The sequence below is a fragment of the Nocardia flavorosea genome, from assembly GCF_015477805.1.
Lineage (GTDB): Bacteria > Actinomycetota > Actinomycetes > Mycobacteriales > Mycobacteriaceae > Nocardia > Nocardia flavorosea_A.
On sequence record NZ_JADLQL010000005.1, the window covers coordinates 110911 to 124794 of the forward strand.

The window sequence follows — 13884 nt, forward strand, 5'->3', positions numbered from 1 at the left end:
CGGCGTCCCGTCCGGCCCGCGGACGGCGTCGGGGCCGCCGAACTCTGAGTGAACGGCGACCCAACGCCGCCCGCGTCAGGACGAACCGGGGGCCGTGCGCAACTCTTACCTCGGCGCTACGAATCGCCCCGGATACACGAATGCGGGCCCACTGTGGGTGGACCCGCATTCCGCATACCGGGAGGATTCAGTCCCGCAGTGGACGACCGTGGGTATCGGTCACCTTGCCGGTGAGGATCATGATGCCGTCGATGAGCCCCCAGATCGACCCGGCGATACCGCAGGTGAAGATGCTGGCCGCGATCTGGCCGATCCCCACCCCGGTATCGCCGAGGTAGAACCGGCCGATCCCGAGGTAACCGAAGAAGATCTGCAGCAGGCCCGCAACCATCTTCTGCTTGTCCGACAGCGGCACCCCGTACATATCGCGGCCGTAAGGGGCCTCCGGGTCCATCGGGTTGTAGCCCATGGGCGCGCCGTAGCCCGGCCCCGGCTGTCCGTAAGCGCCCGGCTGACCGTAAACGGGATCCTGTTGCCCGTACCCGGGTGCGGCCCCGTACTGCGGGTCCGGCTGCCCCGGATACGGCTGCGCGCCGTACGGCTGGGACGGGTAGGGCTGTGCCTGCGGTTGCGACGGATATCCCGGCGCTTTACTCAGATCCGGGCCGGTGCCCGGCGGGCCGTACTGCGGTCCGCCCTGCTGGTACGGATCGGTCACTGCTCCTCCTGTGTTATCGGCGCCGCCTCCGGCAGCGCAGGGATCGGGACCCCTTGATCTCGTTCTTCACTCCTGCGCTCCCCGCTCGGTCGCTCCAGAACGAGACATGCCCCGAACCTCGAGTTGGCAGTCATGGGCAGGGCTCTTCGGCGGCGCAGAGTCCGGGGAGTATCTGTCTCGTCGTTCTTCGCTCGCTCCCCCCGCTGTGACGTGGCGCCGCATCCGGCAGCGCAAGGTTAGGGCCCGTACCTCGTGTTGGGCTGTGGAAGGCTGTTCCGGCCGGCTCAGGGTTTCTTCGGTGCGGTGGCCGCGGAATCCGTATCCGCCGGTGATACGGATTCGGTGTGGGCAGCATCGGATTCGGCGTTCGCGCTGGACTTCGGATCCACGGCATCTTCGCCTGTCGCGGATTTCGGCGGCTCCGCAGACCCGCCCGGGTCCGCGGGATCGGCCTCGGCGGACGAAACTTGCGGGCCGGCTGCGGAATCGGCGGAGTCGTCCGTTTTCTCGGGCTCGCCGGCTCCCTTCGGCTTCGCGAGCGAATCGCCGGTGCCGGACTCACCGTCCTCCTTCGTCACCGCCGCCTTCTCGAGCGGGTCCGCAGGACCGGACTCCCCGGACTCGGACTCGTTCCCGGTCTCGAAATCGGGTGCGGCGGCCGAAGCTTCCGCGCCGGAACCGGTCTCGGACGCCTCGCCTGCAGTCCGCAGGGCGCCGATCTGCCAGGGCCACGGGCGCGGCCCCCACTCGGAGCGGAGTTGTTCGGGGGTTTCCCGGCCCTTGGTGGCGAACAGGAAGTACGCGATGGCGGCCAGGAAGACCAGGGCGGAGGTGAAGGAGTTGATCCGGATACCCGCGATCTGGGTGGCCTCGTCGTCGCGCATGAGTTCGACGAAGAAGCGTCCGAAGCAGTAGCCGGCGACGTACAGGGCGAACAGCCGCCCGTGCCCGATCCGGAAACGCCGGTCGATATAGACCAGTGCGAGCACCACCGCGACATTCCACAGCAGCTCGTAGAGGAATGTCGGATGCACGACGGAATGGACCTCGCCGGAGGACACACCGTTCATCATGTCGAGCCGGCCGGACTCGTCGAAGCGCAGGTAGATCTCCAGGCCCCACGGCAGATCGGTTTCCCGGCCGTAGAGTTCCTGGTTGAAGTAGTTGCCGAGCCGGCCGATGGCCTGGGCGAGCAGAATCGGCGGGGCGATCGCGTCACCGAGCGCGGGCAGCGGGATCTTGTAGATGCGGCAGGCGATCCAGGCACCGATTCCGCCGAGGAATACCGCACCCCAGATCCCGAGGCCGCCCTGGTAGATCTTCAAGGCATCCACGGGGTTGCCGTCGGCGCCGAAGTACTTCTGCCAGTCGGTGGCGACGTGGTAGAGCCGGCCGCCGATCAGTCCGAACGGTACGGCGAAAACGGCGACGTCCAGGACGGTGCCGGCCTCACCGCCGCGGGCCTGCCAGCGTTTCTCGCCCCACCAGATGGCGACGATGATGCCGACGATGATGCACACCGCGTACGCGCGGAGCGGGAACGGCCCGATATCCCAGACACCCTGCGGCGGGCTGGGCAGATAGGCCAGCAGTTCGGTGGCGGTCGAGGTGGTTTCCGGTACGGCGAGAACGGTCACGGGGCAACCGTAGTCCAGGCGGCCGGGTTGGCAAGTTCGGCCTCCGGCTCGCGTGTTCGGCACCGTCCCGGCCGCGAGCCGCGCCGGTTGCTCAGCGCGGTGTCACGCGTGGTGGCCGCGCCGGCCGCCGGGCTCAGGAGGTAACGGTGGCAGACCGGACGCCGCCGGCCAATTCCGCGGTCAGGGCCCGCACCTCGTCCAGCCCCTGCGCCGCGGCACTGACCAGCGCGGATCCGACGATTACCCCGTCGGCATAGGCCGCGATTTCGGCCGCCTGCGCACCGGAGCGGACCCCGAGGCCGACGCCGATGGGAATATCGCTGTGCTCGCGAATGCGGGCGCACAGGGCGGGAGCCATGGTCGACACCGCGTCCCGGGCGCCGGTGACCCCCATGGTCGAGGCGGCGTAGACGAAACCGGAGCTGGCGTCGAGGGTCGCGGCCAGGCGTTCCTCGGTGGACGACGGCGCCACCAGGAAGATCCGGTCGAGGTTGTGCGCGGCGGAGGCGCTGAACCAGTCGGCGGCTTCCTCGGGAATGAGGTTCGGGGTGATGATACCGGCGCCACCGGCGGCGGCGAGGTCGCGGGCGAACCGGTCGACGCCGTATTTGAGCACCGGATTCCAGTAGCTCATCACCACCGCCTGGGCGCCGGCGCCGGTCACCGCTTCGACCACGGAGAACACATCACGGACCCGGACCCCGCCGCGGAGCGCCTGATCGGCGGCGGCCTGGATGGTCGGGCCGTCCATCACCGGATCGGAATAGGCGACGCCGATTTCGACGATATCGCAACCGGATTCGACCATTGCCCGCACGACTTTGCGCGAACCCTCGAGGTCCGGGTAGCCGGCGGGCAGGTAGCCGATGAGTGCGGCGCGGTTATCGGTCTTGCAGGCGGCGAAGGTGGCGCCGAGCCGGGATTCGGAACTCACTGACCGTTCTCCTTGCCGGTGTCCGGATCGTCGAAGAGCCCGAACCAGCGGGCGGCGGTGTCCATATCCTTGTCACCGCGCCCGGACAGGTTCACCAGGATGATCGCGCCCTCGCCCAGTTCCCGGCCCAATTCGAGCGCCCCGGCGACCGCATGCGCGGATTCGATGGCCGGGATGATGCCCTCGGTCCGGCTGAGCAGCAGCAGCGCATCCATCGCGGCGGTATCGGTGACCGGTAGGTACTCGGCCCGGCCGATATCCTTGAGGAACGCGTGCTCGGGGCCCACACCCGGATAGTCCAGGCCGGCCGAGATCGAATGCGATTCGATGGTCTGTCCGTCCTCGTCCTGCAGCAGGTACGAGTAGGCCCCCTGGAAGGCGCCGGGGGAACCACCGGCGAAGGTGGCCGCGTGCCGGCCGGTTTCCACGCCGTCACCGGCGGCCTCGTAGCCGACGAGGCGGACACCCGGATCGTCGATGAAGGCATGGAAGATACCGATCGCGTTGGATCCCCCGCCCACGCAGGCGGCGACGGCATCGGGCAGCCGGCCGGTCAGACTCTGGACCTGGGCCCGGGCCTCCATTCCGACGACGCGCTGGAAATCGCGGACCATCATCGGGAACGGATGGGGTCCGGCGGCGGTGCCGAAACAGTAGTAGGTGTCGTCGGCGTTGGTGACCCAGTCGCGCAGGGCCTCGTTGATCGCGTCCTTGAGCGTCTGCGACCCGAGGGTCACCGAGACGACCTCGGCCCCGAGCAGCCGCATCCGGGCCACGTTCAGCGCCTGCCGGGCGGTATCGACCGCACCCATGTAGATGATGCAGCGCAGTCCGAGCAGGGCGCAGGCGGTGGCCGTGGCCACCCCGTGCTGCCCGGCGCCGGTTTCGGCGATGATCCGGGTCTTGCCCATCCGCTTGGCGAGCAGCGCCTGCCCCAGCACGTTGTTGATCTTGTGGGAGCCGGTGTGGTTCAGATCCTCGCGCTTCAGCAGGATCCGCGCGCCACCGGCGTGCTCGGCCAGCCGGGCGCATTCGAAGACCGGCGAGGGACGACCGGTGTAATCACGCTGCAACCGATCGAGTTCGGCGAGGAAATCGGGATCCAGGCGAACCTTGTCGTATTCGGCCGTGACCTCCTCGATCACCGCCATCAGCGCCTCGGGCACATGCCGGCCGCCGTAGACGCCGAAATGGCCGCCCTCGTCGGGTTCGTGCTCGCTACGCTGCGCCACCCCGCGACTCGCGGCGGGCAGCGCATGGTCGGTGGACGATCCGGACGCCGTCATCATCGCCCCCGCCGGGCCGGTTTCGGGCAGGACGGGTGCGTGCCGGCGGTGACCAGCTCCGATACCGCCGCCCGCGGATCACCACTGGTGACCAGGCCCTCGCCGACGAGCACCGCGTCCGCACCGGCGCCGGCATAGGCGAGCAGATCGGCGGTACCACGGACTCCGGATTCGGCGATCCGCACGACCTCCGTGGGTAGCCCCGGCGCGATCCGGGCGAAGCAGTCCCGATCGACCTCGAGAGTTTTCAGATTGCGCGCGTTCACCCCGATCACGCTCGCACCGGCGGTGAGCGCCCGGTCGGCCTCCTCCTCGGTGTGCACCTCGACGAGCGCGGTCATCCCGAGCGATTCGGTGCGATCGATGAGCGATGCCAGCGTGTCCTGTTCCAGGGCGGCGACGATCAGCAGGATCACATCGGCGCCGTGCGCCCGCGCCTCGTGGATCTGATAGGGGCCGACGACGAAATCTTTGCGCAGCACCGGAATATCGACCGTGGCGCGGACAGCGTCCAGATCGTCCAGCGACCCGTGGAAACGCCGGCCCTCGGTGAGCACGCTGATGATCCGGGCGCCGCCGTCCTCGTAGGCCTTGGCGAGGCTCGCGGGGTCACCGATATCGGCGAGCGCCCCCTTCGACGGACTGGCCCGCTTGACCTCGGCGATCACACCGATGCCGTCCTCGAGAAGGTGCGCCTTCGCATCGAGCGGCGGAGGCGCGGCGGCGGCCGCTGCCTTCACCGCCGGGAAGTCCAGCACGGCTTCCCGGGCGGCTACATCCGAGCGGACCCCGTCGAGAATCGAGTCGAGTACCGTCATCTGGCTCGAATCCTTTCTGGGGAGACACGCAAATTACTGCCTGCAGGATTCCCCCAGGCGCTGTCTCACCGATGCTGTCCAAGAGTAAATGGCAGGCCGCGACACCTCGACGCCGGGGGCCGGTCACCCGGTCCCGACCGGCCTGCTAAGGGTTATCGCCCGGTCGCGGGGCGCCGGGGCGGTGTGTGGTGCGGTTTCCGGTAGCTCCGGCGGCCGGGTCCGCGGGATCGGCCGGCGTAACCGGCCCGGGTGCATCGGCCCGGGCACCCGAGTCAGCGGGGGCCGGCGGAGCCGGTCGGGTCGGCCGCTTCGGTCGGGTCGGTACCGGCGTCCAGAGCGTCCCACAGCACCCGCTCCGGCAGCACGTCGCCGGCCCCACGCTGCTGCACGGCGTGGGTGGCTGCGGCCTTCCTGGTCGCCGGATTGTCGTACTTTCCGGACAGCTGCCTGGTGCCGGCCGGCATCCGAGCCAGTAACAGTCCCGCACCGAACGCGGCCAACGCACCGCACAGCGTCAGTACGGCCGGGACGGGCGAGGTCACCAACTCTTGCACCTGCGCCCGGCCCGGGAGCCCGGCCAGGTCCGCGGCCCGCTGTCCGGTGGCCCCGGACCCGGTCAGCAATGCCAGTGCCGGCACCGCGGTCACGGCGGCGATCAGGGCGACCACCACACCGACCAGCCGGCGCACCCAGCCCTTGGTCGCCAGGACAGCGGCGATGGCGGCCAGCAGCACGAGCGCCAGCGGCGTCAGCGCACCGAACCAGACCCCGCCGTTGAGTTCGTCGGTGCGCGGCTCGGTCAAACCGTCCTCGGAAGTCACTGTCACCCAGGTGAGCCGGGAGGAGCCCCACAGCGCGGCGGCGCCGACGGCGAGCAGCACCAGCGCGGCCACCGGTTGCCGTCCGGTCGATGCCCCACCCGTTCCGGCGGGCGGTGTGATCTCCTCGTCACCCCAGTCGATCGGCCGGGGTCGCGTGACCGGCGATGCACCGGGCACTGCGCCGGCCGCAACGTCCGGGGCCGCGGAATCACCGGTACCGGCCGCGACGGGGTGTCCGGCGGCCGCGCTGTCCGCCATGGATTCCGGCGTGCCCGTCTCGCCCGGAACCAGGCCCGGCTGGACGCGGCCGGCACCGGAAGGGGACGCCCCGGTATCGGCGGGACCGGTGCCCGCAGCCGCCCCGGTAGCGGGATCAGCCCGCTCGCCATCGGAGCGAGCCGTCCCGGGCGACCGAACGTCGCGGCCGCCGTCCGCCGCTTCTACCCGCGCTGTCGCGCTGTCCAAAGGCGAAACAACCTCCGCGCCGACGCCGGCGGTACCGGTTCCGGCCGGCCGAACGGCGTCCGCGCCTGCTGTGTCGGCGGCAGGCGCTCCGCGGGCGGGATCGCTGGTGTCCGGGTCGGCGCCGGTGGCGGCCTCACTCCTCGGCGCACGGGCTTCGGCACCGGTGTCTGCGGGCTCACCGGCCGCCGGGCTGCCGCTCCGGGCAGCGCCGCCGGAGTTCTCGGTGGGCGGGCGGCGGGCGGGGTCGCCGGCTGTCATACGCCCCCTCCGGAGGCCGCGGCCACCGATTCCCGTTCGGCTGCCTCCTCGTCACCGAAGGCACGTACCGTTTCGGCGGCGGCGACCGCACGCAGCACCGCCATCGCCTTGTTCCGGGATTCGGTGTCCTCGTATTCGGCCTCGGAATCGGCCACCACGCCCGCGCCGGCCTGGACGTAAGCGGTGCCGTCCTTGAGCAGGGCGGTGCGGATGGCGATGGCGGTATCGGCGTCCCCGGCGAAATCGAGGTAGCCGACCACGCCGCCGTACACGCCGCGCCGGGTGGGTTCGAGTTCCTCGATCAACTGCATGGCCCGCACCTTGGGCGCGCCGGACAGTGTGCCCGCCGGGAAACAGGCCCGGACCGCGTCGAGTGCGATCTTGCCCGGGGCCAGCCGGCCCGTCACCGTGGAGACCAGATGCATCACATGGCTGTAGCGCTCGACGTGGCGGTACTCGGTGACCCGCACCGTACCGGGTACGCAGACCCGGCCCAGATCGTTACGCCCGAGATCGACGAGCATGAGATGTTCGGCGTTCTCCTTCTCGTCGGCGAGCAGGCCCTTCTCGAGCAGCAGATCGTCCTCTTCGGTGGCTCCGCGCCAGCGGGTGCCCGCGATCGGGTGCGTGGTCGCGACCCCGTCCTGTACGGCCACCAGCGCTTCCGGGCTGGATCCGACGATCGAGAACGCGGTGTTTCCGTCGCCGTCCGGGATGTGCAGCAGGAACATGTACGGGCTCGGGTTGGCCGCACGCAACATCCGGTAGAGGTCGATGGGGGTGCCACCGTAGTCCATTTCGAAACGCTGCGACAGAACCACTTGGAAGGCTTCACCGGCTTCGATCTCCGAGACCAGCCGGCGGACCCCGGCACCGTACTCTTCCGGTGTCCGGGCGCGCCGGTAATCGGGTTCGGGCTGGTCGAAAACGGATACGGTGGAAACTGCGGGCGCGGCCAGCGCGGCGGTCATCCGGTCGAGCCGGGCGAGGGCGTCGTCGTAGGCGGCGTCCACGTTCTCGGCGGTGCCGTTCCAGTTGACGGCGTTGGCGATCAGGGTGATCGCGCCTTCGTGGTGGTCGAACGCTGCCAGATCCGTGGCCAGCAGCAGCACCATCTCGGGTAGGTGCAGATCGTCGTCGGCGTATTCGGGTAGCCGTTCCATCCGGCGCACCGCGTCGTAACCGAGGTAGCCGACCATCCCGCCGGTCAGCGGCGGCAGGCCGGGCAGCCGTTCCGTGCGCAGCAACTCGAGGGTTTCGCGCAGCGCGTCCAGCGGATCGCCACCGGCGGGCGCTCCGGCGGGGGTGGTGCCGAGCCAGGTGGCGACGCCGCCCACCGAGGTGAGCGCCGAGGGGCTGCCCGCGCCGATGAACGACCAGCGCGACCAGGAACGGCCGTTCTCCGCGGATTCGAACAGGAACGTGCCCGCTCGGTCGCCGCCCAGCTTGCGGTAGGCCGACAGCGGGGTCTCCGAATCGGCCAGCACCTTCCGGGTCACCGGGACGACCCGGTGTTCGGCGGCGAGTTCGTGGAATCGTTCGCGGCTTGTAGTCGCGGGAGTGGTCGCGCCGTGCATTCGAACCATCATTCCAGCCGGGCATCCGGCATGCTCGATGCACCCCGTGAGACCCGCCGCCGGCGGTAGTGTCCGGGTATGCAGATCGGCCAGCTCGCCCCGGCATTCGAACTTCCGGATCAGACCGGCGCCCCCCGTTCCCTCGATTCCCTCCTGGCCGGCGGACCGCTGGTGTTGTTCTTCTATCCCGCCGCGAATACGCCGGTGTGCACGGCCGAGGCCTGTCATTTCCGCGATCTCACCGCCGAGTTCGCCGCGCTGGGCGCGAGCTGTGCGGGGATCAGCGCCGATGCCGTGGACGTGCAAGCCGGGTTCGCGGGGGCGCAGCGGCTGGAGTACCCGCTGCTCTCGGATGCCGACGGGTCGGTCGCGCAGAGTTACGGGGTCAAACGCGGTCTGCTGGGCAAGCTCATGCCGGTGAAACGCCATACCTTCGTCATCGACACCGACCGCCGGATTCTCAGCGAGATCAGCAGCGAACTGCGCGCGAATGTACACGCCGACCGCGCACTGGATTTTCTGCGTGCGCGAAAAAGCGCGTAGCGGCTGCCACCGCGCTCACTCGCTGTGAATGGCCTCACCTTCGTTTCCGAGGTGACACAAGTTCGAGCGAAGTCGTGGCAAACTTTTCTCCGGTAGCTCGGTGACACTTGCCGGAATCGTCACCGGGCCGGAGAGAAGGCGGATTTGTGACGGAGTGGCTGAACCCGGTCGAGGGACGGGCCTGGCGCGCGGTGGTCGCAGTGCTGAACCGCTTGCCGGGGGCATTGGACACCGACCTGCAGCGTGAGTCCGGCGTGACTCATTTCGAGTATTGGGTACTGACCCTGCTCTCGGAAGCGCCGGACCGGCGGCTGCAGATGAGCGAGCTCGCCCACCGAGCAAATTCATCGCTATCGAGGCTTTCCCATGTGGTCTCCAAACTCGAACGCATGGGCTGGGCCACCCGGGCCGCGACCACCGGGCGTCGCGGTGTGCTGGCCGAACTCACCGACGAGGGACACCAGAAGGTCGTGGAGGCCGCGCCCGGATACATGGATGTGGTGCGCCGGCTGGTCTTCGACGGACTCGACGCCGAGCAGACAGCGGCCATGGCGGATCTGGGCAATACGCTCGCCACCCATCTGAGTACGGTCCTCGGCCGGACCGCCCAATAGCCGCGGACGATTACCGGGCAGCAAACCCTTCACTCGCCGGGCAGGCGCCGACGGAGGGAGACCCTGCACCCGGCACCATGCCGGGGTGGCACGCCTCGTGCCTACTCCGTCGCGCCCCAGGCCGACCCCCGTGGTGCGTGAACAGCCCCTGATTCAGCCCGCCGGCCAGGCGAAGTGGGCAGTGGCGGCCAGCGCCAGCACCAGGAAACCCGCCGGGAACGCGATGTTGTGGAATACCCGCGCCCGTACGTGGACGCCGACCGCTACCACGAAGAACAGAACCAACCCGACCGCTGCGGCGAACCCTATGGATTCCCAGCCGAAGAGTCCCGCGACCAACCCGGCCACACCGGCACCTTCGATTACCGCCAGGTACGGGATCCACTTCGGCGCCACACCGGCTTCGGCGGCATTCTGCACCATGAACGGCGCGCGCACGGCCTTCGCGACGACCTCGGCGGCATTCGCCAGCACACAAGCCACGGTCGCGACAAACAGAGCGATATCGAGCGCGCCGGTCACCGGGTGTACCGGCCCAGCACAACGGCGGGCCGCGGCGCGGCCGGGCCACCTGCCCACTCGGCCAGCCGTGCCCGGAATTCCTGGGCCGCCGGGATGTCCAGGAGCGGGTTGGCGTCGCTGAGCCGGAGAACCAGCATGAACTCGCCGTCCGGGCCCACCCGCATCGCGGTGTAGTCGATCCCTTCGGGACCGGCAGCGTCCACTGCGGCAAACAACTTCGCGATGGCCTCCTCGACCTCTGGTATCCGCTCCGGGGTAGTGGTGAACCGGAGAATCTGTACGCTCATATCTGTCTCCTCGAAGGCGTGCAATGTCGTGGATGTCATCACTCACCCCTTCTGACGTCCGTCACGCACGAAAGGTGACCTCCCCGTGGAAATGGTCGAGAAATTCGAGGCGGCCCGGCCGCGGCTGCTTTCGCTCGCCTACCGGATCGTCGGCTCGTACCAGGACGCCGAGGATGCGGTGCAGACCGCATGGACCAGGGTGCACACGGCCGACCTGTCGGAGGTGGCCGAACCGGATGCCTGGTTCACCACCGTGACAGCCCGGCTGTGCCTGGATCTGCTGCGCGCCCGGGAGCGGCGCGGTGAACTGCCGCTACTGCTCGACGACATCGGTGAACAGGCCGGCGCCGATGAAATGTTCCTCCGCCGCGAGGACGTATCCCGGGCGTTGCTCGTATTGCTGGGCGAGCTCTCGCCCGCCCAGCGGGTGGCCTATGTGCTGCACGATCTCTTCGCGGTGCCGTTCGACCAGGTCGCCGCGGTACTCGACGGGACCCCGGCGGCAGCGAAGAAACTGGCCAGCCGGGCCCGCGGCCGGCTACGCGCGGCGCGGCCGGGCGAATACGGCACCGGTACCGGGTCTGCCAGCGCCTCCGGATCGCTCGATATCGCCGGGCACCTCGAGATCGTCGAGGCTTTCCTGGCTGCCGCGCGCGGTGGCGATATCGCTCGACTGGTCACCCTGCTGGCTCCCGACACCGTCCGGATCGCCGATCCACGCCTGCTTCCGGTGGGTGCGTCCACCGAAGTCCGCGGCGCCACGGCAGTGGCCGAGGAGACGCGGGTGTTCGCCGACCGCATCGCCGTCACCGCGACCCTTCTCCTGGCCGGCGGCCCAGCTGCGGTGATCGCACCCGGCGGGCACCCCTACGCGATCATCCGGTTCCGGATCGAGGACCGGCTCATCCACGGAATCGAGATAATCCGCTGTACCCGCAGCGCGCTATCGACCGATTGACCACCGCACGCCCACCGTGCGTGTGTGGCCACCAGCGACATCCTCGACCCGACCGCCGACGAAGTGGACTCCCGGCACTTTCGGCGGCACTTCCCGACGATCACCGCAACTGGGGGCGCTGCTGCTCGAACTGGGCCGCGGACAGATGCAGCGCATCGCCGGGGCGCGGCACGGCGCGGCACCGTCGCTTCCCGGCGTCGGCCCGCGGCCGCCGGTCGTCCGGCTGGGCAGGAATACCAGGACGATTCCCGGTCCGGAATCTCGAAGAATGCACCGCCGATACCACCGGTCCGGGTCGGTCCGTCGTTCGCTATCGGCCCACCGGTGCACTGTTCCGAGATACTCGGCAGCACCGCCCACTGTTGCAACCGGCCGGTCGTCACACCTGTTCGGAAGGGAGCAGCACGTCGGTGTCGAAACAGGTGTGGGTGCCGGTGTGGCAGGCCGCGCCCCGCTGATCCACCACCAGCAGGACCGTATCGCCGTCGCAGTCCAGCCGGACCTCGTGCACGTACTGCGTATGCCCGGACGTCTCGCCTTTCACCCAGTACTGCTGCCGAGAGCGCGAGTAGTACGTGGCGCGCCGGGTTTCGAGCGTGCGGGCCAGCGCCTCGTCGTCCATCCACGCCATCATCAGTACCGCGCCCGTGGCGCGTTCCTGGGCCACCGCGGCCACCAGCCCGGCGTCGTTACGTTTGAGCCGGGCCGCGATCGCCGGATCCAGTGCCATCTCAGCGCACCACCAGATCGGCTTCGCGCAGGGCGTCCTTGACCTGCGGGATGGTCAGGTCGCCGAAATGGAAAACGCTCGCGGCCAGTACAGCGTCCGCACCGGCCTGCACGGCGGGCGCGAAATGTTCGACCGCGCCCGCGCCGCCCGAGGCGATCACCGGAATCGAGACGGCGGCGCGCACGGCGCGGATCATCGGCAGGTCGAAACCCGCCTTGGTGCCGTCGGCGTCCATCGAATTGAGCAGGATTTCCCCCACGCCGAGCTCGGCCCCGCGCACCGCCCATTCGACCGCGTCGATCCCGGTGCCCCGGCGCCCGCCGTGCGTGGTGACCTCCCAGCCCGACGGGGTATCGGGTTCGCCGTCCGGCACGGTGCGGGCATCGACCGACAGCACGATGCACTGCGACCCGAACCGCTGCGACATCTCGTGCAGCACCTCGGGGCGGGCGATCGCGGCGGTGTTCACCGACACCTTGTCCGCACCGGCGCGCAGCAGCCGGTCCACATCGTCGACGGTGCGCACTCCGCCGCCGACGGTGAGCGGGATGAAGATCTGCTCGGCGGTCCGGGTGACCACGTCGAACATGGTGGCGCGGTCGCCGCTGGAGGCGGTGACGTCGAGGAAGGTGAGTTCGTCGGCGCCTTGGGCGTCGTAGGCGGCGGCGAGCTGGACCGGATCGCCGGCATCGCGCAGATTCTGGAAGTTGACGCCCTTGACCACCCGCCCGGCATCGACGTCGAGGCAGGGGATGACGCGTGTTGCCAGGGTCATGAGCGTTCCTCACCGCCGCCGGAGGCGGCATTGTCCGCACCGGTATCGCGATCACTGCCGGGCGCGGCGAATCCGGTGCCGCGGGTCGCGGCGATCATTTCCAGTAGTTCGGCGTGCACTCCGGGCGCCGCCGCCAGCACCGAACCGGATTCGATGGTCCAGTCCGCGCCTTCGAGATCGGTGACGACCCCGCCCGCGCACCGCACCATCAGCGCGCCCGCCGCGTTGTCCCACGGGTGGTGACCGAACACGATCGCACCGCCGAGCGTGCCGTCGGCGGTGAAGGCGAGGTCGACCCCGGTCGAGCCGTGCATCCGCACCCGGGACGACAACCGGCTGAGCGCACCGAGGACCCGGTGCCGGAACAGGCCCGGTACCCGCCCGGTGGATTCGATGTTGAAGGCGCCGAACCCGATCATGGCCTCATCGAGCACACCGGCGGGCAGTGGCGGCCGGGCGATGCCGTCGACCAGTAGCGGTCCGCCGGCGATGGCGGCGTACCGGCGATCCAGCGGCGGGAACCAGGCCAGCCCGAGGACCGGCTCCCCGTCGCGGATCAAGGCGAGCAGGGTGCCGGTGAGCGGGTGACCGGTCGAATAGTTGAAGGTGCCGTCGATCGGGTCCAGCACCCACGCGGTGCCGCCGGTGAGCGACGGCCCGCCGAATTCCTCACCGTGCACCTCGATACCGGTGCGTGCCAGGAGTTGCCCGGAGATGGTGCGCTCGAGTTCCAGGTCCAGTTCGGTGGCGAAATCCCGCGATCCCTTGGCCACCGCGCTGGGGGCGCCGCGCCCCTCGAGGAATCGGTCGCCGACCCCGTCGAGTATCTCGGCCGCCGTGTTCAGCAGTCCCGTCAGTTCGGTTTCCGCCCTGGTCATCGCTTCGGCTCCCGGTTTGTCGCGGTCGGTGTGCGGGCGTGCTCGCCTCCGGCCGATGCGTCC

At 69.6% G+C, this 13884-nt stretch carries 14 protein-coding genes and 1 pseudogene; 3 read left to right on the top strand and 12 right to left on the bottom strand.

Annotated elements, in window-relative coordinates; all coding sequences use genetic code 11:
• Positions 1-187 precede the first annotated feature (187 nt).
• The 7 genes and pseudogenes from IU448_RS22115 to IU448_RS22145 all read right to left on the bottom strand — a co-directional run bounded on the left by IU448_RS22115 (position 188) and on the right by IU448_RS22145 (position 8514).
• Positions 188-718, bottom strand: coding sequence for a TM2 domain-containing protein (locus IU448_RS22115; protein WP_195057597.1), 531 nt, complete (start codon positions 716-718; stop codon positions 188-190).
• 739 nt (positions 719-1457) lie between these two features.
• Positions 1458-2310, bottom strand: a pseudogene (gene lgt, locus IU448_RS29605) (prolipoprotein diacylglyceryl transferase); the annotation flags it as partial.
• Between the two features lie 178 nt (positions 2311-2488).
• Positions 2489-3289 (bottom strand): tryptophan synthase subunit alpha, encoded by an 801-nt coding sequence (gene trpA / locus IU448_RS22125; protein WP_195057598.1) that lies wholly within the window; start codon positions 3287-3289, stop codon positions 2489-2491.
• On the bottom strand, positions 3286-4578 hold the full coding sequence (gene trpB / locus IU448_RS22130) for a tryptophan synthase subunit beta (RefSeq protein ID WP_195057599.1): 1293 nt from the start codon (positions 4576-4578) through the stop codon (positions 3286-3288). The genes trpA and trpB overlap by 4 nt, the downstream gene beginning before the upstream one ends.
• Positions 4575-5393 (bottom strand): indole-3-glycerol phosphate synthase TrpC, encoded by an 819-nt coding sequence (trpC, locus tag IU448_RS22135; RefSeq protein ID WP_195057600.1) that lies wholly within the window; start codon positions 5391-5393, stop codon positions 4575-4577. The genes trpB and trpC overlap by 4 nt, the downstream gene beginning before the upstream one ends.
• Before the next feature lie 272 nt (positions 5394-5665).
• Positions 5666-6937, bottom strand: a complete 1272-nt coding sequence (locus IU448_RS29790; RefSeq protein ID WP_416383036.1) for a TIGR02234 family membrane protein — start codon at positions 6935-6937, stop codon at positions 5666-5668.
• Entirely contained in the window at positions 6934-8514 is a 1581-nt protein-coding gene (locus IU448_RS22145) for an anthranilate synthase component I (protein ID WP_195057601.1), read from the bottom strand. The genes IU448_RS29790 and IU448_RS22145 overlap by 4 nt, the downstream gene beginning before the upstream one ends.
• A 78-nt stretch (positions 8515-8592) precedes the next feature.
• Between IU448_RS22145 and IU448_RS22150 the strand changes: the two genes are divergently transcribed.
• Positions 8593-9057, top strand: a complete 465-nt coding sequence (locus tag IU448_RS22150; protein ID WP_195057602.1) for a peroxiredoxin — start codon at positions 8593-8595, stop codon at positions 9055-9057.
• 146 nt (positions 9058-9203) lie between these two features.
• Entirely contained in the window at positions 9204-9671 is a 468-nt protein-coding gene (locus IU448_RS22155) for a MarR family winged helix-turn-helix transcriptional regulator (protein WP_195057603.1), read from the top strand.
• A 153-nt stretch (positions 9672-9824) separates the two neighbouring features.
• Here IU448_RS22155 and IU448_RS22160 read toward each other — a convergent pair whose 3' ends face one another.
• Complete coding sequence (locus IU448_RS22160) at positions 9825-10193, bottom strand: DoxX family protein (protein ID WP_195057604.1); 369 nt, start codon at positions 10191-10193, stop codon at positions 9825-9827.
• Positions 10190-10480: a hypothetical protein gene (locus IU448_RS22165; RefSeq protein ID WP_195057605.1), complete on the bottom strand. Its 291-nt coding sequence runs from the start codon at positions 10478-10480 to the stop codon at positions 10190-10192. Before IU448_RS22165 ends, IU448_RS22160 begins: the two co-directional genes overlap by 4 nt.
• Positions 10481-10571: 91 nt before the next feature.
• On the opposite strand from IU448_RS22165, the gene IU448_RS22170 reads away from it, so the two are divergent.
• Positions 10572-11438 carry a sigma-70 family RNA polymerase sigma factor gene (locus IU448_RS22170; RefSeq protein ID WP_228814022.1) on the top strand — a complete coding sequence of 289 codons (867 nt, stop codon included), beginning with the start codon at positions 10572-10574 and terminating at the stop codon, positions 11436-11438.
• A 379-nt stretch (positions 11439-11817) separates the two neighbouring features.
• Here IU448_RS22170 and hisI read toward each other — a convergent pair whose 3' ends face one another.
• The 3 genes from hisI to IU448_RS22185 are packed head-to-tail and all read right to left on the bottom strand — an operon-like array spanning position 11818 to position 13821.
• Positions 11818-12168, bottom strand: coding sequence for a phosphoribosyl-AMP cyclohydrolase (gene hisI, locus IU448_RS22175; RefSeq protein WP_195057607.1), 351 nt, complete (start codon positions 12166-12168; stop codon positions 11818-11820).
• 1 nt (position 12169) lies between these two features.
• Positions 12170-12943 carry an imidazole glycerol phosphate synthase subunit HisF gene (gene hisF / locus IU448_RS22180; protein ID WP_195057608.1) on the bottom strand — a complete coding sequence of 258 codons (774 nt, stop codon included), beginning with the start codon at positions 12941-12943 and terminating at the stop codon, positions 12170-12172.
• Positions 12940-13821 (bottom strand): inositol monophosphatase family protein, encoded by an 882-nt coding sequence (locus IU448_RS22185; RefSeq protein WP_195057609.1) that lies wholly within the window; start codon positions 13819-13821, stop codon positions 12940-12942. Before IU448_RS22185 ends, hisF begins: the two co-directional genes overlap by 4 nt.
• Between the last annotated feature and the right edge of the window lie 63 nt (positions 13822-13884).